This is a genomic window from Niastella sp. sgz303648 (assembly GCF_059587045.1).
Map to the genome: position 1 here is coordinate 139,406 of NZ_JCAPSW010000008.1, position 22,507 is coordinate 161,912.

A 22,507-nucleotide genomic window follows, 5' to 3' on the forward strand; every position below is an offset into this window, starting at 1 on the left:
CCATCAAACAATCAAACCATCGGGCCATCAAACTTTCTTTCTGCTATACCACCATCCCAGCCATATTCCCACCAGGCCCCACGACACCAGGCTATCGATGAAATAAGCCATTAAATCGAAACCACGGAACCATATGTGGTTGGTGTAGGGCACGTTGAAGAAAACGATCATGCCCACGAATAAGGAAGAAATAAGTATAGCCGTAAAGTTCAATGCATTCATGCGGCTGATGATGGCGCAAAAAAAGGCTATTATCAGCATATCTACTATCAATCCACGTATAATGTTAGAGCCCATGTTATAGTTCATCGATGCATGATACATGACCACCGCGTTCGGTTTTCCCTGGGCTGCTTTCATGGCAGCTTCGTGTTCTTCGGAAGTGGAATTAGGAGGAAGGCTCGGCATAATATATTGCCCGTCTTTTTCAATTTGTGAGCTTAAAAAACTTAAAATGGCATCCTGCTTTGGAGTGTACTGATAGGCGTTGTTGTGAAGATTCATGACCGTCCATGAAAGAAATTGCCATAAAAACATAAGAATGCCGCCCACGAGGGCGCCGATAATTAATTTTTTCATGTAAGCAAAGCTTTAGTTAATTAAAAAGGTAGAAAGAATTAGCGGAATTTACAAATATGTTATTGTGTGTCAGCCACCGGTTTACCGTATTGCGCAGTATAAACGGTATAAAGAAGTACCAGCGACAGCATTAATAAACAGGTAGCAATGAACGAGCCTTCAAAGCCAAACGACCCACCGGTTAACCACCACGGGCCTTTCAGTTCGGGCTGTAATATACTTCGCAGGGGTAATCCGCTTACTTCGTAACCCAGTACAGGGCCCTGAAAAAAATTCCAGCCGAAATGAAAAAGAATGGCAAACCATAAATTACGGGTATAGATGTAGTTAATACCTAATAACAAACCGGCCAGAAACAAATTAATCACTGCAACCGAAGTGAAGCCCGGGTTGCTGCCATGGGCCACCGCAAAAAGCGCGGCAGAACAGGTGAGGGCCGGCCATGGATGCATGGATTGCATCAGGTTATTTAAAATATAACCCCTGAAAACCATTTCTTCGGCCAGGGCGATCAGACCCATTAAAACCAGTGCAATAAAAATATCCGAAGCAGGAAAACCAATATTGTTCCACTCAAGATTACCGGTAGCAAACAATACCAACGAGCCGGCGCCCAGCAGGGCCACTCCTAAACAAATGCCGGTTAATGCATGGTGCCGGTTGCCGCCCCATCGAAACCCCAGGCTGCTTACCGGTTGTTTGTTGATGGTTTTTGTAAATACAATGGTTAACAGAATGGCCGTTATAGCGGTAATGAACAACGAAATAATAACGGTGGACGAAGCAGGCGACCCCGTCAGCACTGTTACATAACCGGCAATAAATGCCGCCAGCAGCGCACACGCAAAAAAGGCCGGTAAAAAGATCACCGCACGCAGCCAGCCCTGTTTAACAAGCGGTGAAGTATTGGTTAATGCCATGCTGGTTTATTGTTTCTGGTTATTGTTTCCTTTTTAGGCTTAACGTTGAACGCTTAATGCTGAACGCACGCTAAACGCTGAACGCTTAATGCTTAACGCAGAATACCCATGCTAAGGGGTTTTGCGTTTTGCGTTCCGCGTTCAGCGTTGGGCATTCCGTGTTCCGCGTTTTGCGTTCAGCTTTTTTAGGCTAAACGCTGAACGCTTAATGCTTAACGCTTAACGCCAAATACCCATGCTAAGGAGTTCTGCGTTCCGCGTTCCGCTTTCAGCGTTGGGCGTTCCGCGTTCCGCGTTTTGCGTTCAGCTTTATAGTATATTGCCAAAAATACTGTTTACATGTTTACCAATTATAGTTTTACCGTAAAGGAAAGGTTTTTACGATATGTGCAAATAGATACGCAAAGCGATCCGCAATCGACCAGTTTTCCTTCTACTGAAAAACAAAAAGATTTAAGCCGTGTGCTGGTGCAGGAGTTACTGAATATGGGCATTGCCGATGCGCATTTGGATGAGTATGGTTATATATATGCTACCATACCTGCAAATACCGGCAAAAAAGTACCTGTTATTTGTTTTTGTTCGCATGTTGATACTGCTCCCGATTGTACCGGTACCGGTGTAAAACCGCTGGTGCATCATAAATACGATGGCGGCGATATTGTGTTGCCCGATGATCCCACACAGATCATTTCACCGGTTGATCATCCTTATTTGCGCAAAAAAGCAGGGGATGATATTATTACGGCATCGGGCACTACTTTACTGGGGGCCGATGATAAAGCCGGCGTGGCCGTGATCATGGACATGGCGAATTATTTTGTATCGAATCCCGATGTACCGCATGGCACTATAAAAATTTTGTTCACGCCAGATGAAGAGATCGGCAGAGGCGTTGATAAAGTTGACATCAAAAAACTGGGTGCCGATTTTGGTTATACGCTCGATGCCGGTGAGTTGGGAGCATATGAAGATGAAACATTTTCGGCCGATGGTGTAAAGATTACTTTTCATGGTGTTGCTGCCCATCCGGGTTATGCAAAGGATAAACTGGTTAATGCTATTAAAGTAGCCGCCGCTTTTCTGGATTCATTGCCAAAAGAATTGTCGCCCGAAACCACTGAAAAACGAAATGGTTTTGTGCATCCGGTTCGTATGGCAGGCATACCTGAAAAAATAACGGTTGAATTTATCATCCGCGATTTTATAACTGCAAAGCTTGCTGAATATGAAAACCTGCTTCGCGAAAAACTCGAAGCGGCGCTGAAGCGTTTTCCCGGCGCCAGGGCCGATTTTGAAGTGCGCGAGCAATACCGTAACATGAAAGAAGTGCTGGATAAATACCCGCATGTATCGGCCTATGCCAAGGAAGCTATAGCCCGGGCCGGTGTGCCGTTGGTTGAAATGAGCGCCCGTGGCGGAACCGACGGATCACGCTTATCGTTCATGGGATTGCCTTGTCCGAATGTTTTTACCGGCGAAATGGCCTTTCATGGCAAGCACGAATATGTAAGCGTACAGGATATGCAGAAGAGTGTGCAAACTATTGTGCATCTTGCCTGTGTTTGGGAGCAGAAAAGCTGAAAACTGAAGTCTGAAGTCGGAGGTCAGATGTCAGAAGATAGTAATTGAAGGGGGAAAGAAATAATTATTAGTTAAGAAAATCGGGTTCTTCCGACTTCCGACTTCAGGCTTCCGACTTCAGTTTTCCGACTTCCGACTTCGGTTTCAGTAATAACCGGTATTGAAAATGAAACTTATCCTTCTTAGTTGCATATTACTGCTGGGCCACATTGCTACCAATTCCCAAAACCTGCTTCCCAACAGCGGTTTTGAAGATGAAAACATATGCACCGAGTACACCAAAAACTGTGCGCCCGAAGCATGGATCGCTACCTCATTATACGCGAATTATTATTTTGATGCTACGTTAGGCGGCGCTGCCAAAGCGCATGAAGGAACGCATTTTATCGGGTTAACAGCCGGCAATCTTACTGTGCCCAATATTCGCAATTTTTTGCGCACACAATTGTTGTGCTCAATGCGAAAAGGCCACCAGTACCAACTGGAATTTTATGTTCGTTCGCTTCATCCCATACTCGACAGCATAGGCATTTATTTTTCAGCACAGGATTTTTTGTATGAAAGGAGATACTTTAAATTGCTTTCACCGCAATTATGGTCAATAAATGGTTTAGACAAGGGTATTGATCCTTCGGTTTGGCAAAAAGTGCATTTGATTTATACGGCCGATGGTACCGAAAATTTTATGACCATTGGTAATTTTAAAAAGAACGATTACACCGGTATTCAAAAGGGAGAATACAGGAATGATTATTATTTCTTTTTAGATGATGTATCGCTGGTTCCGGTTGATCCGAAAGAAAAAATATGTTCGCAGGCCGATAGCGTTCGCAAAGAGATCTATAGTCAGAATGAACGCCATTCGTATCTTGAGCGAAAAGTTTATTTATATCGCCGCAACCCGCCACCGGTAAAACCTTTGCCGGCAACCGAACAGGAAAAGAAACAGCGCATCGACACGCTTATTATTCCCGATATATTTTTTGCAACCGCCAGTTATGAATTGAGTAAAACGAGTTTTAATCTGCTCGACAGCTTTGCCAATAAAATTTCGATGGCTGCAGTAGATTCTATGATCGTGGAGGGACATACCGACAGCATCGGCAAGCTGGCCTACAATGAAGTGCTGTCATTAAATCGCGCGCAGTCGGTAAAGAATTATTTATCGGGTAAAGTAGCTGGTTTAGATGAAAAGTCTGTCACTCGTGGTTTTGCCTGGCATCGCCCCATAGCAAGTAACAAAACGCCTCATGGCAGGCAGCTTAACCGCAGGGTCGAAATCTTCCTATATAGGAGAGAGTAAAAAAAGTTACCTGTTACCAGTTACCAGTTACCGGAAACCGGAAACCGGGAACCGGCAACGAAAAAAAGCCATCGGAACGTATCCCGATGGCCTTTTTCATCCAATTCAAAATGCTGCTACGGCTTATTGTTTTAATACCGTTTTAGTGAATACATCCGAGCCGTTTCTGAAAATTACATGATACATTCCATTAGCTAATCCGCTCATGTCGATCGTAGAAATAACTGTGCTGGCAGGCACCCGAACATCTTTTATATACTGGCCACTGGCATTTACGATTTGTATATGGCCTTCGTTAATTACTTTGGGATGCTGAATTAACAGTCTGTCTTTAACCGGGTTGGGCGACAGTGAAATATTCAGACTCAGCTTGCTTTTCAGGCTTACGATATAGCTGTATTTGAATGATCCGTCGGTTTCCATCATTTTCAATCTGTAGTAGGAATAGTCTGAACCCGATTGAACATCTGTGAAGCTATAAGTTTTTTGATTGGCGGCAGTTACAGTTCCAATCGCATTGAAAGTTCTTCCATCAGCGCTTTTTTCTACCACATAACCAGTTATTCCGCTTTCTTCTGCAGTATTCCAAATCAGTTTAATGTTCAGGCCATCCTGTGCGGCATTAAAGCTGGTGAGTTGAACGGGGAGTGTTGTTTGAGAAGGGGCAAGGTTGCTCCAGGCTGTTGCTGAATTAGCACCCCAGGCCACACGAAATCCATCATAAGCTGCAATGGGAGATCCGGTACCGCTTTGAGAAATTTGTAATGCATCTATTGATGAACCATATGCCTGTTCGGTTCCGCTCAAATCCTGCGCGCCTGAGTTGCCGGTGGCAGAAGAAGTTGACGGTTCAGATGTAGTACTGGGATTTACCCATAAGTATGCATTGTCGTTGCTGGTGCCTCCGGTTGTTATGTCGTATCTTATTACAATAAGATAAGTTGTATTGGGTAAGAAAACTTCGTTTGTATACGCAGGAGTATTGGTTGAACCTACCGATACGCCGAACGCCAGATTGGTAGAACTACCATTTTTTTCTGCTATATAAAACCTCATAGGGGTAGTGCCTGTAGTGGTATCAAGCAGCGAAAGACAGTATACCGCATTATTCATTTTTGCTGCATTCGACACTCTTACAACAAACGACATATAAATAGATGCGTTCGATGTTGTGGGAATACCTGCAACTGTTGAAAAAGGTTTAAAGGGATCTGTACCGTTGGTTTGAGCAACTGTAATATATTCGGCGCCGCTGTTATAGGTGGGGCTGAATATAAGAAGCGGAGATGTATTGCTTACCTGTACATCAGTACCTGAACCGCGTTGCACCCAACCGCCTTTGGTACCCAGGCTACCTGTAGTATAACCTGTAAAATTTTCATTAATTACTAATTGTGCCTGAGAGGTTAGGGCAATAGCAGCCGCCATGAAGAGAGTGTAAATCTTTTTCATTTTCTTTTTGTTTGTGGATGAAAAATAAAGGGGTTGGCCCGCAGAGGATTTGGACAGATTGCTTTTCGTTAAACACTTTTAGAAAAGGCTAATCAACGCGGTCTTCAAAAGGATGAATGAAAAAGGAAATATTTTTATAATAGTAGCTATGAAAAATGGTGTGGAGATTTTCGAAGGATTATCAGAAGTAAGCTGGGGTAAAAGTATATACAAAAATTTCTATATGCAATAGGGTGAATTATTTGTTGATATAAATCAATTCAAGACTAATGTGTTTGGTTTGATGTTCTGCATATAAGATAACCGATCCTTATGACTACGCAAGGCTTTTTTAATTATCTTTAAAAGCCTACCTTATTAAGGATGGCTTGATGGCTATAACCGTCAAACCATTATTGTAGCAGGCATCCTTAACTATGAAATATATAAATAGATTCGTTCCCATTCTTTGTATACTGCTTTTTCAACATTTAACCGGGCATTCACAAAGCCTTGTAGCCAATGGCAGCTTCGAAGATGCCAATTTATGCACCGAATTTCATAAGTACTGTGCGCCTGAAGCCTGGGTGGCCACATCGGGGCAGGCCAATTATTATTTCGGCGATTTATCAATAGCATACGACGGCTATCATTATGTTGGTTTAACCGCTGGTAATGTAAACAAACGCGGCGTGCGCAATTTCATCCGAAGCCGTTTGTTATGCGGTTTGCGAAAAGGCTATCAATACAACATCGATTTTTATGTATCAGCCACTAACAAAGTGCTCGACAGCATTGGAGTTTATTTTTCAACCATTGATTTTTTATACGAAAAAAGAAATTTCAAAGATATACAGCCGGTATACTGGTATACGCGTAGCGGTAACAATGCTGCACAGGATAACCGTAAATGGCAAAAAGTACATTTTGTATATACGGCAACCGGTAATGAAAATTTTATAGTGATCGGATTATTTAAAAGAACAGATTACACAGGCAATATCAAACCCGATTTTCAGGATGATTATTTTTTTCTGCTCGATAAAGTATCATTAACACCCGTTGACCCCAATGAAAAGATCTGTTCTGATGCAGATCGCCAGAAATTGGAGATATACAACGAAGACGACCGCCATAATCAGTTAGATAAGCAGATTGCATACTATCAAAAAAATCCGCCTCCGCGTATACAGCTTCCATTAACGCGCATTCCGTATGTAAGGCATGTAGACACGCTCATCATACCCGATATTTATTTTGTGTCGGCCAGTTTTGAATTATCGAAAAAAAGCTTTGCACTGCTCGATAGCTTTTCACGGCAGTTAACCGGCCAAATGGATTCAGTTGTTGTGAATGGCCATACCGATAGTGTTGGCAATCTCGATTACAATAAGGAGTTGTCGTTAAACAGAGCAGTATCGGTTAAACAATACCTGATGACGAAGGTGGCCTCGCTGAACGTGAATTTTATTGCCCGCGGTTATGCATACCTGCAACCCATTGCCAGCAACCGTACTCCCTCGGGCAGGCGGCGGAATCGGAGGGTGGAGATCTTTGTTTATAGGAGGGAATAGTAATAGGCAATTGGCAATGGACAATAGGCAACAAGTAGGGGTTGCATATTGCATATTGTCTATTGCCTATTGCACATTGTTTGCTGCCTTTTTCTTCACCGACTTCATGATCAGCTCTGCATGTTCACGTGAGTTTTCGATAAACCAAACATGTGTATTCATGCCACCGCAAACTACACCGGCGAGGTATACATTGGGTAAATTGGTTTCCATGGTTTCGGGATTATAGGTCGGCTGCCGAACCTCATCGGTCGACAAATGCAAACCAATTTGTTCCAGAAAACTGAAGTTGGGTTTATAACCCGTCATGGCAATTACGTAATCATTGGGAATGGTTACTGGTCCGTCGGGTGTTTGAATATCTACTTCTTTTTCGCGAATGGCGGTCACCGTTGAATGCACATAAGCTTTAATGCTGCCTTCTTTAATCCGGTTTTCGATATCGGGTTTTACCCAGTATTTCACCCGTTCGCCGATACCGTTTTCGCGTATTACCATATGCACTTCGGCCCCTTTGCGCCAGGTTTCAAGGGCAGCATCAACCGCAGAGTTATTGGCGCCCACCACCACCACTTTTTGCATGGCATAAAAATGCGGGTCTTTATAATAGTGGGTTACTTTGGGCAGGTCTTCGCCGGGAATATTCATTTTTACCGGTATATCGTAAAAACCGGTTGCAATTACTATAAAGGTGGCTGTATACGATTGCTTATCGGTAGTAACCGTGTATTTGCCATTGATGGCGTTGATGGTTTTTACTTCTTCCTGCAGGTGAATATTCAGTTTATTGCTGGTAGCCACGCGGCGGTAATATTCAAGCGCTTCGGGCCTTGTGGGTTTTATATTGTTCGAAACAAAGGGAATGCCGCCGATTTCGAGTTTATCGGAGGTTGAAAAAAAGGTCATATTCAACGGGTAATTGTACAGGGAATTTACCAGACAGCCTTTTTCCAGTATGCAATAGTGTAAACCTGCTTTTTTCGCTTCCAGGGCGCAGGCCAGGCCAATAGGCCCGCCGCCTGCAATAATGATGTCGTATTGGTTGGGAGTACTCATTCTGTCAAAGTTAAGTAGTTACCAGTTACCGGTTACCAGTTACCGGTTACCAGTTACCGGTTACCAGGTACCCGGCAACCGGTAACATCATCCCATCATAAATCTCATGCCCCCTTGAATCCTGTGCCTTGTGCCTTGAGTCTTGTGCCTTGTTCCTTGTTCCCTGAGTCTTGTGCCTTGCTTTCTTTTCCGTACATTCATCATAAAATTATCAGTTATGGATTTGTTAGCGCATTATTGGTATGTAATAGTTATCATACTGTTTTTGTTTGCCGGTTTAAAAACTATTAATCAGGGATTTGTTGGCGTTGTTACCATGTTTGGTAAATACCGCCGCGTGCTGAACCCTGGCCTGAATTTTTTAGTACCCTTCCTGGAAACAATCAGCCGGAAGGTAAGTATACAGAACCGTTCGGTTGAAATGGAGTTTCAGGCAGTAACAGCCGACCAGGCGAATGTATATTTTAAAAGCATGCTGTTATACGCGGTTCAGAATGCCGATGAGGAAACCATTAAAAAAGTTGCGTTTAAGTTTTTAAGCGAACGCGATCTGATGCAGGCGCTTACGCGTACCATTGAAGGCACCATCCGTTCGTTTGTGGCTACTAAACGGCAGGCAGAAATATTGGCTCTGCGCAAAGAAATTGTGGAATATGTAAAAGAGCAGATAGATGTTTTACTGGAAACCTGGGGTTATCATTTGCTCGACCTGCAGATCAATGATATTACTTTTGATAAGGTTATTCTGGATAGCATGAGTAAAGTGGTAGCCAGTAATAACCTGAAGGCAGCTGCTGAAAACGAAGGACAGGCATTGCTGATCACAAAAACAAAAGCAGCCGAGGCCGAAGGAAATGCCATTAAAATTGCTGCTGAAGCAGAGCGTGTCGCTGCTCAGTTGCGCGGTCAGGGGGTAGCGTTGTTCCGTGAAGAAGTGGCCCATGGTATGAGCCAGGCAGCCGAGCAAATGAAACAGGCTAACCTCGATACCAACGTGATTTTATTCAGTATGTGGACGGAGGCCATTAAAAATTTTGCCGAAGTAGGAAAAGGCAATGTTATTTTTCTCGATGGCAGCAGTGAAAGCATGATGCGCAACATGCAGCAGATAATGGGCATGATGCAGATGACGAAGAACCCAAATTAGTCACCAGTTACCTGTTTCCGGTTTCCGGTAACTGGCAACCGGTAACTGGTAACAGATAACCTTGTAATTCGTAACAAACTTTTAAGAAATAATAAATCATTCGAAACGTTTTAGGCACACATTTGACTACATTTACACCATTAAAATAACTCCTGGATGAATTGGTTTTTTTTACAGGTTACCAATCCTGCCACTACCGCTGATACGCTGCAGAAAGCCACAACAACCGCTGCTCCCGGCGGTCAAACCATGAATATGATGGATTTGCTGGCCAATGGTGGTCCGCTGATGATTCCGCTTGGTTTGCTTTTTGTGCTGGCTGTATTTTTCTTTTTCGAGCGGCTTATTGCCATTAGCAGGGCCAGTAAAATTGATGCTAATTTTATGTACATGATACGCGATAATGTTATCAGCGGAAATGTATCGGCAGCCCGTTCACTGGCTAAAAATACACCCAATCCGGTGGCGCGCATCATCGACAAAGGATTGCAACGTATAGGCAAACCTATTGAAGCCATTGAAAGAAGCATGGAAAATGTGGGCAAGCTCGAAGTGTATAAAATGGAGCGTAACCTGTCGGTTTTGTCGCTGGTATATGGTATTGCACCGATGTTTGGTTTTTTGGGAACCATCTTTGGTATGCTGCAATTGTTTTATAACATCAACGCATCGGGCGAGTTTACACCGGCGCAGATAGCGGGTGGTATTTATACCAAAATGATTACCTCTGCATCGGGTTTGATCATCGGTTTGCTGGCCTATGTAGGATATAATTTTCTGAATGCGCAAATCGACAAAACCGTGAACCGCATGGAAGCCGCCAGCGCTGAGTTCCTTGATATTTTACAGGAGCCTACACGATAAACGTTACCAGTCACCAGTTACCGGTAACCGGTAACTGGCAACCGGGAACACCAACTTCTATTAAGATCATCATAAATAATCAGGTAAAATGAACCTCCGGAGAAGATTGAAAGCCCATCAGGAATTACATGCAGGAGCATTAAACGATATCCTGTTCATCCTGCTGTTCTTCTTCCTGATTGTATCTACACTGGCCAATCCCAATGTAATTAAACTATCGCAGCCCAAGGCCAAAAGCGATACCAAGGCCAAGCAAACGGTTATAGTGAATATTAAACCTTCGGGCGAATACATCATCAATGGCAAGCAAATTTCTATCGAAGAAATGAAGGCGTTTATTGAGCCTTATGTGCATAAAGATTCAACCCAGGCTACTGTGGCCATCAATGCCGATAAAACTGTTCCGCTCGAAAATGTAGTAGCTGTTATGCGCGTAGCCCGTGACCTGGGGGCAAGAAGTACGTTGCTGGTTGATACGAAAGTGCAGTAAAGTTCTAAGTTTTAAGTAATAAGTTTTAAGTTGCCCGCGATTCGAAAACGCTTACTATGACTTATTCCTGGATTTCATTTCTACATTCTACATTTAATATTCGATATTCAATATTGAGGAGGCTTCACTTTTTCATTTTTCATTTAACATTTCTCATTTTTAATTTCTAAATGCTTTAACCATCCGTTCCTTCCCCTGCATATCTTTTTTTAATTCTACTGAGGAAAACCCTTTCTCTATAAACAACGTTTTGGTTTGTTCGCCCAGGTCTTCATGAATTTCTGCAAAGATGCATCCGCCCGGTAGTAGTTTTTGTTGTGCAAAACCGGCTATGGCATTATAAAATAATAAGGGATCATTATCGGGTACAAACAGGGCCAGATGCGGTTCGTGTTCCAGCACATTCGGTTGCATGGACTGTTTATTGTTTTGCGGTATGTAAGGTGGATTGCTCACAATAATATCCACTGCAGGTAACTGTTGCCACGAAGCTGTATTCAGAAAGTCAACCTGAATAAAATGCACCGGGGTTTGCAACAGGGCGTTCGCATTTTTTGCAGCTACTGCCAGTGCCGCTTCACTTACATCGCAGGCATACACTTCGGCCTGTGGTAATTTCTTTTTGAGAGATATGGGAATGCATCCGCTTCCGGTGCCTATGTCGAGAATACTGAAGCCTGAGGTCTGAGGTCTGAGAATACTGAAGCCTGAGGTCTGAGGTCTGAGAATACTGAAGTCTGAAGTCNTGCCCGGTAGCTGAAACCGGCAACCCGGTAAAAGCCTTTTCCCGCTTGTCAAAAGGTACTTCCTGCCGGGTGTTTGACTTCGCCTGCCCGGTAGCTGAAACCGCTAACCGGGTAAAAGCCTTTTCCCGCTTGTCAAAAGATACTTCCTGCCGGATGTTTGACTTCACCTGCCTGGTAGCTGAAACCGCAAGCCGGTTTTATGGCGTCGCCTGCCTGGCAGTTGACTCCGTAAGTGCGGTAGCTGAAACCGCCAACCGGGTATTTGACTCCGCCAGCATAGTAAACGCTTCATCCCGTTCGGCAGTAACTTCAATCAGGGCGGCAAACACTTCAATTCGTGTGGCAAAAGCTTCAATCTGCATGGCGGCCATCGTAATTCATGTATCAGTCATTAAAACGGAGATGGTGAATGCCTCCCTTCATTTGGCGAACAGGGCAACGCAGGTTGCATAGCCGGAAAAACGCAAAACCTTGCCACTTTCCGCTCATGCACCGTGAATAAACATAAGGGAATTACGCTCCATTCGCCATTCCGGAATCAACTATATTTGCGGCCTTATTCACCATTTAGGATTCACCATTGACAATAACCCACCAACCATATATGCATCGGTGTCTGGAGCTGGCAAAAGCCGGAGCCGGTTTTGTGGCGCCAAACCCCATGGTGGGAGCCGTACTGGTATTTGAAAACCGTATCATTGGTGAGGGCTATCACCGGCAGTACGGCGGTCCGCATGCCGAGGTGAATTGTGTTAATTCGGTCAAAGACGAGCACAGGCATTTGATCGAACAATCAACGATGTATGTTTCGCTGGAGCCTTGTGCGCATTTTGGCAAAACGCCACCCTGTGCCGACCTCATCATCGAACAAAAAATTCCTCATGTGGTGATCGCCTGCCGCGATCCGTTTAAGCAGGTAGATGGAAAAGGAGTAGAAAAATTACAGGCTGCCGGTGTGCAGGTTACCATGGGAGTGCTTGAGCACGAAGCCCTGCATTTAAACAAACGCTTTATTACTTTTTTTACACAGCACCGTCCGTATATTATTTTAAAATGGGCGCAAACAGCCAATGGAAAAATAGCTCATGAAGCAGGGGGGAACCGTTTGCTGATCAGCAATGAATTTACCAACCGGCAGGTGCATAAATGGCGAAGTGAAGAAGCCGCAATTCTGGTAGGCACCAACACCGCCCTGTTCGATGATCCTTCATTAACTACCCGCTTATGGAATGGCCCCGATCCGGTACGGCTGGTCATTGATATGAACCTGCGATTGCCGGCGGAGCTGCAGTTGTTTAACCGGAAGGTAAAAACAATTGTGTTTAATAGTTTGCGTCACGAAGAACAGGAAAACCTGTTGTATTACCAGGTTACACACGATGTAAACATTGTTCACCAGGTAGTGCATGTATTGTATCAGTTAAAAATTCAAAGTGTGCTGGTCGAAGGCGGGGCGCAACTGCTGCAATCATTTATTGATGAAGGATTGTGGGATGAAATTCGAACGATCACCAATAACGAACTGATCGTTTCATCCGGTTTGGCTGCACCTCAAATAGCTGCCGGCCGGTTGCAAAAACAGGAGTCAATATTTTCCGACACCATCAACTATTTTGTGAACCCGCAAACCCAGGTGCATTGAGCAGTTTATTATTACTCATTGCCAGTATCTTCCTCACTGCCTGGCTTACCATTGCATTTAAGATCGCAGGCCGGTTGGGCATTAGCAACCTACAGGCAATAGTGTTTAATTATATGGTTTGTGTTATCACCGGATCGATCGTGAATGGAAGTTTTCCGGTGCAATCATCATTGTTGCAGCAACCCTGGCTGCCCTGGGCATTGGTTATGGGTTGTTGCTTTATTTCGTTGTTTAACCTGGCCGCATTCGTTGTACAAAAAATCGGTGTGGCGGTAACAACGGTAGCCTATAAATTATCACTGGTAATTCCGTTTGTATTTTCCATTTACCTGTATCACGAAAAAGCAACGACCTTAAAGATTGGTGGGGTAGGGCTGGCCCTGCTGGCAGTTTGGTTTACCACAAGACCGTCAAAAAATGCGCTGAAGAGCAAACATGTGTCGTGGACGTTGTGGTTAATGCCATTGTTATTATTTATAGGTAGTGGATTGCTCGATACCATGATAAAATATGTTGAGCAGGGTTTTATCAGTCAGGCTAACCAGGATGCTTATCTGATCACGGCGTTTTGTGTAGCAGCAACAGTAGGACTGCTGATCCTGTTATTCAGGCTCATCAGCGGTCGTGAGCAATTTTTGGGTAAAGCTGTTGTGGCCGGTATTGCCATAGGCGTGCCGAATTATTTTTCTATCTGGTGTTTGATGGGAGCATTAAAGGGATATGCCGGTAATAGTTCGGCTATTATTCCCATTAACAATATGGGCATTGTATTGGTAAGCGCCATAGTTGCCCTTTTCATATTTAAAGAAAAATTATCACCCACCAATTGGGTGGGAATAGTATTATCGCTGATTGCCATTGCATTGATTGCGTATGGATGAACATCCTGAACGTCCTGAGCGAAGTCGAAGGATGCTGTTAAAGCATCGAGCGAAGTCGAGATGCGATTAAAAGTTAAAACTCATGCCCGACCCCGAATTTTTTTATACAATCGACCGCACTACAACCGCAGAATTTAAAGACCGTGGCAGTAAATTTATTGCCTATACTTTTCCTATTGAATCTGCCGATGATTTCAAAAAGAATCTCGAAGCCATAAAGAAAGAACATCCAAAAGCAACCCATCATTGTTTTGCCTACCGCATCGGGTTAGATAATAATACTTTTCGGGTAAGCGACGACGGTGAACCATCGGGTACTGCCGGCAAACCCATATTGGGACAAATTGATAGCAAAAAGCTCACGAATGTACTGGTGATTGTAGTGCGTTATTTTGGAGGAACTTTATTGGGGGTGCCCGGTTTGATCAATGCCTACAAATCGGCCGCGGCTCTTGCGCTGCAGGTAACGCCTGTAATTCAAAAGCCTATTACTGTGTCCTATACATTGCAGTTTGATTATACCCAAATGAATGAAGTGATGATAGTGGTTAAACAATTAAACTGCACCATTCTTGAAAAAGATATGAATTTATTCTGCCATCTGGTGATCGGTATTCCCAAAGGCCGGGTCGACGAAGCGCTGTATAAGTTTAGGGAGATCAGGAATGTTGAAATTGTTAAGAATAGTTTATAGATTGGCTATTACAGGGGCTTAGAAAAGGAAAAAGCCATTTATTTGGGAGAGCATTGTGATGGCTTTTTTGGAAAATTCACCTGGAAAGATGGAAAACTGGTAAAGCAGGAAGAATATCTTTCAATTCCATGGATGCAACCCGATTCTGTAGTATCGAAGCCTACGCATAATATTTACCGCAATGGTAAAAAGATATCTTCAATAACATCTCCACGGGTTTCCCTGCCTGAAAAATGGGAAAAACAGTTTGGCTGGGCTGATTAGTTTAGAAAAATATCTTATATGAAAAAATTACCCAATCACAGGGTGGCTGTTTAATTGATAAAAAACTGTTATTTTGGAAAGCAGAAGTCCGAAGTCGGAAATCGGAAGTCCGAAGATTTTAATAGAAGGGGAAAAGAAATAGTCATGGGCCCGGCAATTCGGGTTCTTCAGACCTCAGACTTCAGACTTCAGACATCGGACCTCTGACCTCAGACCTCAGACCTCGATTTGATAGCGTATGAAACTTCTTATACCATTAATCATCCCTGTGATCGTGCTCATGGCCTGCAATTCGGAAAGCGGGCCCTGGGGCAAAAGCAAAGTGAAAGACACCTTGTCGGTACACGCTGTTCCGTATGAGGTTTTGTTAGATAGGGCAATGGATAGTACTGAAGAAATTGCGTTTTTAAAAGACTACTGTATTCGCAAACTCAATGGCCATAAAACTGAAAACCGCTTTTACACCCTCGCAGTTTTCGATGGCGATACCACCAAAATACAATTCTACCAGGGAAATATTTGTAGCGATCAAAAACAACACGCGCTGGCCGGTATTGAAAATAAAAACCTGTTTTTCTTCTTTTTAAAAGATAATGACTGGAACCTGAGGCAGGTAATGAAGGGATACGGCGTAATCAAAGACAGCGCTGTTCAGTTCTGCGATGTGAACTTCGACGGATATAAAGATGTATCCATCATCTGGAATTATTCTGCCGGCACCTGCAACTGCTCCGGTGCAGGCTGCAGGGATATCTATTTGTATAAAAACGATTCTGATAACCTGGTACAGGTACCCGAAATCAGATCGTTTTTTGATTTTGGTATTTCAGCCGAAGAAAAAGCAATTTACCTCGGTGAGCATTGCAAAGGCTTTTACGGTAAGTTTATATGGGAAGATGGACGATTGCAATTACAGGAAGAATTTGCATCGAATCAATGGAGTGAGCCCGATTCATCGCGGTGGCACCTTGAACATTTTATTTACTGCGATGGCGAAAAAGTTCCTGCCTATACAATACCCAATTTGCCTTTACCCGAAAAATGGCAGAAACAGTTTGGGTGGTAATAGGCTGAACGCTGAACGCTGAAGGCTTAACGCTGAACGCCCAATGCTTAACGCTGAACGCTGAAGGCTTAACGCTGAACGCCGAATGCTTAACGCTGAATACCCCCCAATTAAAGCGTTTTGCGTTAGGCGTTTCGCGTTCAGTGTTAAGGCGTTTTGCATTGAGCGTTTCGCGTTAGGCGTTTTGCGTTTCGCGTTTTGCGTTTTGCATTCAGCATTTCGCATTTTACGTTTATTTTTGTGTCTGATTGATTTAAATCTGACCCCTGAAAATGTTTTCTTTATATAAACGCCTTATTGTAACTATTGCTGCTGCGTTGCATCATTCCTGCCCGGCCATTTGTTTTATTTTTCTGTTAAATAGCTTCATCTTTTCTCAAGCCATAGCACAGGAATACAGCTATAAACATTATGACGTAAAAGACGGTCTGGCTGGTTCAACCGTTTATTGTATACACCAGGACAAAGAAGGATTTATATGGTTTGCTACAGAAACAGGATTAAGCCGTTTTGACGGAACTCATTTCACAAACTTTACTACCAAAGATGGTTTGCCCGATAATACCATTATTCGTATATATGAAGATTCTCAGGGACGGGTATGGTTTGTACCATTCAAAAATGCCATTTGCTATTACCGGAAAGGCAAAATATATAACAGGCAAAACGATTCGTTGCTGAAAAAAATACAACCAGAGGATGTTGTTTCAGGAATAGCGGAAAATAAAAAGGGAGAGATTTTATTTGCAGATCCTTCGCATCTATATTTAATCAATCCTTCCGGTGCAGTAACTACTATCGGGCAGGAAATAGTTCGTAAAAATTCCATAGTAAAAATAGGTACAATCGACTCTGGAAAATTCTTTATCCTCAATACTTACAAAATATATAACACAGATACAAAATCTTTCGTTCTGAAGGATACTTTAAATGTAGATAAAGGCGGAGCAGAGCATTTTATTATAAACGACCGTGTATTGTGCTGGATGAATATAGATAACACTATAAATGTAAAGTCTGCTTTCTACCACCTTGCATATTCGCGTACTGTACCTGCCATGAATACCATGTGTTACTTAAACGATTCCATTATTTGCCTGAATACAACAAATGGCACTTTGCTGTTTAATTTCCTCCGTGGCACCATAGAAAAACGTTTCCTCGAAAATAGTAATGTCAGCAGTTTTCTGGTCGATGAAGAAGGAGGCTATTGGTTTGCTACTTTAAATAACGGTGTATACAGGCTGAATTCTGCCGCTTTTAAAAATTTTAAAACGTCAACTGCCGGTGGGCAAAACCTGGGTGTGTACGATTTTCAAAAGGCGGCCAACGGTGATATTTGGGCAGCTTCCGACATGGGATACCTGCAGCACATAACCAGTAACTCTGTGCAATTGATTTCTTTGGGTAATGATGCTGTTGCAGAAAGCAGAGCCGCAGTTACCTCATTGCAAAAAAGAGGCAATCTGCTGGTAGCCGGATGTGGGCATCGTGTATATCTGAAACGGCTTTCTTCTTCATTCAGTTCATTTTCGGGATATGCCGGATATAATTCAATTAAACAGGTTGCATTTAAGAACGACAGCGAGCTGATCGTTGCAGGCTCCAATGCTTTATATACATCCAGGCTAACACAATTAGAACAGCACAAAATATTGTGGAAAGGCAGAACAACCTGTTTGCTTTACCGGAAGGGCGAAACGTATTTTGGAACATTGAATGGTGTTTATGTGCTAAAACCCGATACAACGGTTTACTACCTGGGTAATATCAGTGAGCTTTTACGAACACGAATAACGGCCATTAAAGAAGACAACAACGGAATTATTTGGGTTGTAACCGGTAGCGAAGGTGTGATTGGCTTAAAGGACAACCAGCTTAAATGGCATTTTGACGAAAGCAATGGCCTTAACAGTAATACCGGCCGATGCGTGACCATTGATACAGGTTGCATTTGGGTTGGCACCGATAAGGGGCTGAACAGGATAAGCATTCACAACAATGCCGCTTCCATAACGCAATATTCATCGTCGGATGGGCTGATTGCAGACATGATCAATACCGTATTAATTGATGGCAATATGGTATATGCCGGCACTCCGGAAGGCATTTCATATTTTGATAAAACGGTACAAACACCTTCATCGGTGTGCAAATTAAAATTGTTAAGTATTGCAATCAATGGAAAGAATACAGAAGCAGCCAATGCAATAAACTTACATTACGGAAATAACAGCATTCGCCTTGATTATGTAGCCATTTCCTATAAATCGGCAGGCAACAATGTATATTACTACCGGTTAAAAGGGTTCGACACAACCTGGAAAACTACTTCTCAAACATCCCTTGAACTCATTTCATTACCACCCGGACAATATAAACTGGAACTATTTGCCGTTAACAAATTCGGCGTCAAAAGCGGAGTGTATACCCTGCAACTATTGGTTCCTGCACCATACTGGCAAACAACCTGGTTTATTGTTGGATGTATATTGGTAAGTATGTTGGCTACCGCCTTTATCATTACACGAAGAAACCGGGTGATACGAAGCAGGGAGCTGGCCAGGCAACGGATAGAACAGCAATTACTGGAACTGGAACAAAAGGCTTTGCGCGCCCAAATGAATCCACACTTTATTTTTAATTGCATGAACTCTATACAGGCATTTATATTGGATCAGGATATTGTGAACGCCAATAAATATATCAGTAAATTTGCCAGTTTAATACGGCAAACGCTCAATAATTCTTTTCAGCCTTTTATATCTGTATCGAATGAAGTAAAATACATAACTACTTACGTGAACCTGGAGCAAATGCGATATAATAATATGTTTGGTTATGTCATACATGTTGACCAGGATATTATACAGGATGAAGTATTTATACCAGGCATGATGCTGCAGCCGTATATTGAAAATGCCATCCGGCATGGCATTCAACACCGGCAAGACGATCGTGGGCGCATTGATATCAGTTTAATCAAAAAAGAAAATTATATCATTTGTACTATCCGGGATAATGGCATCGGACGAAAAAATGCACAGATAATAAAATCAAGCCAACCACGCGAATACCAGTCGCATGGTATGCAATTAACTCAGGAAAGAATTGATTTAATAAATAAAAATGCGAAGCATAAAATAACCGTAGCAATAACCGATCATACCGATAATGAAGGAATGGCTGCCGGCACCGGGATAGTGATCCATTTCCCTATCTTTAATGCCGATAAACAGGAACTAAAGTTATGATACAATGTAATATTATAGACGACGAACCTAAAAATATTACCATTTTAAAAGAATTACTGAAAAAGCATTGCCCCGATGTAACGGTTACGGCAGAGGCAATGAACGCGACAGAAGCGATACAGGTGATCAGAAAAACGCAGCCGCATCTGGTATTCATGGATGTTGAAATGCCCGGAACAAATGCTTTTGAACTTTTAAACCAGTTGCTTCCTATAAATTTTGAAATCATATTTGTAACTGCTTTCGAAACCTATGCTGTTCAGGCTTTCAAATACAGCGCCCTTGATTACCTGTTAAAACCAATAGATATTGATGATCTTACCTTCGCAGTAGAAAAGGCAGTTACCCGCATCCGGGAAAAAAATACCAGCCGCAAGCCCGATTTCTTCCATAACCAGTTGCCTGGATATACTTTTTCTAAAATAGCGTTGTCTACTGCAGATGGATTAATCTTTTATCCCATTACCGATATAATCTGCTGCACGGCGAAAGGAGGATGTACAGAGATTGATTTTGTAAAAGATAAAAGCCTGGTAACTACAGGTACGCTCAAGGATTTTGAAGAAATGCTGCCGGCCGATGTTTTTTGCAGGGTACATCATTCGTACCTGGTGAACCTCAATTATATTAAAAAGTATTATAGGGGAAAAGGAGGATATATTGAATTGGTCAACGGCCAAACCATCGAAGTATCACAACGCAAACGGGATGAATTCCTCAGCCGTTTGGGTCATTAGCAACAATATATTTAAGGCGATGCTTCCCGCTTTTCTATTGCAGTTATTTGCAAAAACGCCGCAGTTATTACATAAAAGCATGCACCTGTTATTTTTCGGTTTACCAGATAAAGTTGTGTTTCTATTTTCATGAAGTAATAGGAATAAAAACTATTAAACCAAACACACTTTATGAAAAAAAGTACACTTTTTATTACAAGCTTATGCCTTGGCCTTTCAGTGATCAGCAGCCGATCACTTTTTGCACAAAGCTGGTCATTAACAGGAAATGCCGGCACCAATCCGTCTACCAATTTTTTAGGCACTACGGATAATAATTCACTAATATTCAGGACCAACAATCTGCAACGTATTGCGATTACATCGGGTACGTACGGCGGACTGGAAGCAGGTACGAGTAGCCAGCCAGGTTATATCGCTATTTCAGGCAGGGATGTGGTAGGTACGGTGATCCCGTTTACGATTACAGGGAATATACAATCTCAATCCTGGGGAAATAGCTCGGGGCAAACAATGGGCCGGCTGATCAGGTTAAACCAGGGGCCGTCGATTGCCAATGGAGGTGTAAACTGGTATGATATCGGTATTGGACAGGATACCTGCTTTTTTATTACTAATCAAAGCGTTCCACCCGCTTCAGGAAACGGTGCAATACGCAAAAGAATGATTGTAATAAGTCCGCAGGACCGTGTTGGCATTAACCTGCCCGGCAATGACAACATCGGCACAGGAGCTGTGCCAACAGCAAATTTTCATACCAATGGTACTGTAAGACTTCAGAACCTTCCATCCGGCGCCGGAAATGTACTGGTAATTGACAGTGCCGGCAATGTTTATCGCGGCGCTTCAACAGGCCGTGCAGCTTCCGACGTTGATCCCGAACTGGAAAAATTAAAAAATGAAGTAGCAGAATTAAAGTCAATGATCACTGCTTTGAAACAGGGATATATTCGAATATCGACTACTGCTGAAAAACAATTATTACAAAATTCACCCAATCCGTTCGCAGGCAGCACTACCATAAAATATTATCTGCCGTCTTCTTTTCAATCGGCCTTCATGTCTATTAAAGACCTGAACGGCAAGGTGGTTAAAACTTATAATTTATCATCACAAAACGGTAACGTTGTAATCAACGGAGGGGAATTGGCTGCCGGTGCTTATTTCTACAGCCTGGTTGTTGACGGAAAAACAATTGATACCAAAAAGATGGTGTTAAGCAAATAAACCTGCATCGATAACTTTAATGTTACACCCCATGGATTACTTACCCATGGGGTTGTTTTTTTATGATTATTATAAAAACCGCTCACTCACCACTAAATCTTTACTCCCCGCTTCATACTTATAAAATCCTTCACCGGTTTTTACACCGAGGTAACCGGCGGTGACCATATTGGTGAGCAGCGGACAGGGCGCATACTTGGGATTGCCGAAACCATCGTGCAATACATTCAAAATAGCATAGCAGGTATCCAAACCAATAAAATCGGCCAGCTGCAGCGGGCCCATCGGGTGGGCCATGCCCAGCTTCATAATGGTATCTATTTCTGCAACTCCGGCAATGCCTTCGTATAAACTGTATATGGCCTCATTGATCATCGGCATCAGAATACGGTTGGCTATAAAACCGGGATAATCGTTCACCACACAGGGAACTTTGCCCAGTTGTTTGCTTAAGGTAACAATTGTGTCGGTAACTGATTTCGAGGTGGCGTATCCGTTAATGATTTCAACGAGCTTCATTACCGGTACCGGGTTCATAAAATGCATGCCGATCACCTGGCTGGCGCGTTTGGTAACTGCCGCAATGCGGGTGATGGAGATGGAAGAGGTATTGGTGGCTAATATAGCATCGGCCGGAGCCAGTGCATCGAGTTGTTTAAAGATGTTTAGTTTCAGCTCAATATTTTCAGTAGCCGCTTCTACAATCAATGAAGTGTTTTTTACTCCCTGGCCGGGATCGGTAAATGTGGTAAGCTGTGCAAGTGCGTTTTTTTTCTGTTCTTCGGTAGCTAAGCCTTTGGCAATCTGACGGTCGAAGTTTTTTTGTATGGTTTGCAGTGCTTTTTCAAGCTGGGCGGCACTTACATCTATCAGGTTAACCGAATAACCATTTTGTGCAAAAACATGCGCAATGCCATTGCCCATGGTGCCCGCGCCGATAACGGCAACGTTTTTTAAATCCATAATCAGTAGTTTAAGAAAGCAATATGCTAATTAGCTAATGTGCTAATTAGCTGATGAAGATACGTACCTGAAAATAAAATATAAA

Annotated in this window: 21 protein-coding genes; 15 read left to right on the forward strand and 6 right to left on the reverse strand. The window is 42.9% G+C overall.

The features are described from left to right. Positions 1-27 precede the first annotated feature (27 nt). Together AC59IL_RS23310 and AC59IL_RS23315 are read right to left on the reverse strand one after the other, a co-directional pair. On the reverse strand, positions 28-579 hold the full coding sequence (locus tag AC59IL_RS23310; protein ID WP_496554608.1) for a hypothetical protein: 552 nt from the start codon (positions 577-579) through the stop codon (positions 28-30). Positions 580-638: 59 nt separating this feature from the next. After that, a complete protein-coding gene (locus AC59IL_RS23315; protein ID WP_496554609.1) occupies positions 639-1,499 on the reverse strand; it encodes a CPBP family intramembrane glutamic endopeptidase in 861 nt (286 codons plus the stop codon). Positions 1,500-1,838: 339 nt separating this feature from the next. Here AC59IL_RS23315 and pepT point away from each other — a divergent pair, with 339 nt between their 5' ends. Continuing rightward, positions 1,839-3,083, forward strand: a complete 1,245-nt coding sequence (gene pepT / locus AC59IL_RS23320) for a peptidase T (RefSeq protein WP_496554610.1) — start codon at positions 1,839-1,841, stop codon at positions 3,081-3,083. 166 nt (positions 3,084-3,249) lie between these two features. Beyond that, the gene (locus tag AC59IL_RS23325) at positions 3,250-4,386 is read left to right on the forward strand and encodes an OmpA family protein (protein WP_496554611.1); all 1,137 of its coding nucleotides are present in this window, start codon (positions 3,250-3,252) and stop codon (positions 4,384-4,386) included. Positions 4,387-4,509: 123 nt separating this feature from the next. On the opposite strand, the gene AC59IL_RS23330 is transcribed toward AC59IL_RS23325, so the two are convergent. Further along, the gene (locus AC59IL_RS23330; protein WP_496554612.1) at positions 4,510-5,838 is read right to left on the reverse strand and encodes a T9SS type A sorting domain-containing protein; all 1,329 of its coding nucleotides are present in this window, start codon (positions 5,836-5,838) and stop codon (positions 4,510-4,512) included. A 416-nt stretch (positions 5,839-6,254) separates the two neighbouring features. On the opposite strand from AC59IL_RS23330, the gene AC59IL_RS23335 reads away from it, so the two are divergent. Next, positions 6,255-7,391 (forward strand): OmpA family protein, encoded by a 1,137-nt coding sequence (locus AC59IL_RS23335; RefSeq protein WP_496554613.1) that lies wholly within the window; start codon positions 6,255-6,257, stop codon positions 7,389-7,391. A 66-nt stretch (positions 7,392-7,457) separates the two neighbouring features. Here the strand turns inward: AC59IL_RS23335 and AC59IL_RS23340 are convergent, their stop codons facing one another. Next, positions 7,458-8,447, reverse strand: coding sequence for a YpdA family putative bacillithiol disulfide reductase (locus AC59IL_RS23340; protein ID WP_496554614.1), 990 nt, complete (start codon positions 8,445-8,447; stop codon positions 7,458-7,460). 217 nt (positions 8,448-8,664) lie between these two features. Between AC59IL_RS23340 and AC59IL_RS23345 the strand changes: the two genes are divergently transcribed. From AC59IL_RS23345 to AC59IL_RS23355, 3 genes are all read left to right on the forward strand, one after another. After that, the gene (locus tag AC59IL_RS23345; RefSeq protein WP_496554615.1) at positions 8,665-9,594 is read left to right on the forward strand and encodes an SPFH domain-containing protein; all 930 of its coding nucleotides are present in this window, start codon (positions 8,665-8,667) and stop codon (positions 9,592-9,594) included. 156 nt (positions 9,595-9,750) lie between these two features. Continuing rightward, on the forward strand, positions 9,751-10,458 hold the full coding sequence (locus AC59IL_RS23350; protein ID WP_496554616.1) for a MotA/TolQ/ExbB proton channel family protein: 708 nt from the start codon (positions 9,751-9,753) through the stop codon (positions 10,456-10,458). Between the two features lie 88 nt (positions 10,459-10,546). Continuing rightward, on the forward strand, positions 10,547-10,948 hold the full coding sequence (locus tag AC59IL_RS23355) for an ExbD/TolR family protein (RefSeq protein WP_496554617.1): 402 nt from the start codon (positions 10,547-10,549) through the stop codon (positions 10,946-10,948). 159 nt (positions 10,949-11,107) lie between these two features. Here the strand turns inward: AC59IL_RS23355 and AC59IL_RS23360 are convergent, their stop codons facing one another. Beyond that, positions 11,108-11,746 (reverse strand): N5-glutamine methyltransferase family protein, encoded by a 639-nt coding sequence (locus tag AC59IL_RS23360; protein ID WP_496554618.1) that lies wholly within the window; start codon positions 11,744-11,746, stop codon positions 11,108-11,110. Here AC59IL_RS23360 and AC59IL_RS23365 point away from each other — a divergent pair. The 9 genes from AC59IL_RS23365 (at position 11,740) to AC59IL_RS23405 (ending at position 21,459) form a co-directional block, all read left to right on the forward strand. Next, positions 11,740-12,147, forward strand: coding sequence for a hypothetical protein (locus AC59IL_RS23365; RefSeq protein ID WP_496554619.1), 408 nt, complete (start codon positions 11,740-11,742; stop codon positions 12,145-12,147). The two genes, AC59IL_RS23360 and AC59IL_RS23365, sit on opposite strands and share 7 nt — an antisense overlap. A 151-nt stretch (positions 12,148-12,298) precedes the next feature. Further along, the gene (gene ribD, locus AC59IL_RS23370) at positions 12,299-13,336 is read left to right on the forward strand and encodes a bifunctional diaminohydroxyphosphoribosylaminopyrimidine deaminase/5-amino-6-(5-phosphoribosylamino)uracil reductase RibD (RefSeq protein ID WP_496554620.1); all 1,038 of its coding nucleotides are present in this window, start codon (positions 12,299-12,301) and stop codon (positions 13,334-13,336) included. Continuing rightward, positions 13,333-14,217: a hypothetical protein gene (locus tag AC59IL_RS23375; protein ID WP_496554621.1), complete on the forward strand. Its 885-nt coding sequence runs from the start codon at positions 13,333-13,335 to the stop codon at positions 14,215-14,217. The genes ribD and AC59IL_RS23375 overlap by 4 nt, the downstream gene beginning before the upstream one ends. A gap of 82 nt (positions 14,218-14,299) precedes the next feature. Next, positions 14,300-14,911, forward strand: coding sequence for a YigZ family protein (locus tag AC59IL_RS23380; RefSeq protein WP_496554622.1), 612 nt, complete (start codon positions 14,300-14,302; stop codon positions 14,909-14,911). 42 nt (positions 14,912-14,953) lie between these two features. Continuing rightward, a complete protein-coding gene (locus tag AC59IL_RS23385; RefSeq protein ID WP_496554623.1) occupies positions 14,954-15,175 on the forward strand; it encodes a hypothetical protein in 222 nt (73 codons plus the stop codon). A 238-nt stretch (positions 15,176-15,413) separates the two neighbouring features. Then, positions 15,414-16,241: an XAC2610-related protein gene (locus tag AC59IL_RS23390; RefSeq protein WP_496554624.1), complete on the forward strand. Its 828-nt coding sequence runs from the start codon at positions 15,414-15,416 to the stop codon at positions 16,239-16,241. Positions 16,242-16,513: 272 nt separating this feature from the next. Then, a complete protein-coding gene (locus AC59IL_RS23395; RefSeq protein ID WP_496554625.1) occupies positions 16,514-19,495 on the forward strand; it encodes a sensor histidine kinase in 2,982 nt (993 codons plus the stop codon). Then, positions 19,492-20,232 carry a LytR/AlgR family response regulator transcription factor gene (locus AC59IL_RS23400; protein ID WP_496554626.1) on the forward strand — a complete coding sequence of 247 codons (741 nt, stop codon included), beginning with the start codon at positions 19,492-19,494 and terminating at the stop codon, positions 20,230-20,232. Before AC59IL_RS23395 ends, AC59IL_RS23400 begins: the two co-directional genes overlap by 4 nt. Before the next feature lie 171 nt (positions 20,233-20,403). Continuing rightward, positions 20,404-21,459, forward strand: a complete 1,056-nt coding sequence (locus AC59IL_RS23405; RefSeq protein ID WP_496554627.1) for a T9SS type A sorting domain-containing protein — start codon at positions 20,404-20,406, stop codon at positions 21,457-21,459. A gap of 69 nt (positions 21,460-21,528) precedes the next feature. Here the strand turns inward: AC59IL_RS23405 and AC59IL_RS23410 are convergent, their stop codons facing one another. Continuing rightward, entirely contained in the window at positions 21,529-22,422 is an 894-nt protein-coding gene (locus tag AC59IL_RS23410) for a 3-hydroxyacyl-CoA dehydrogenase family protein (RefSeq protein ID WP_496554628.1), read from the reverse strand. Positions 22,423-22,507 lie beyond the last annotated feature (85 nt).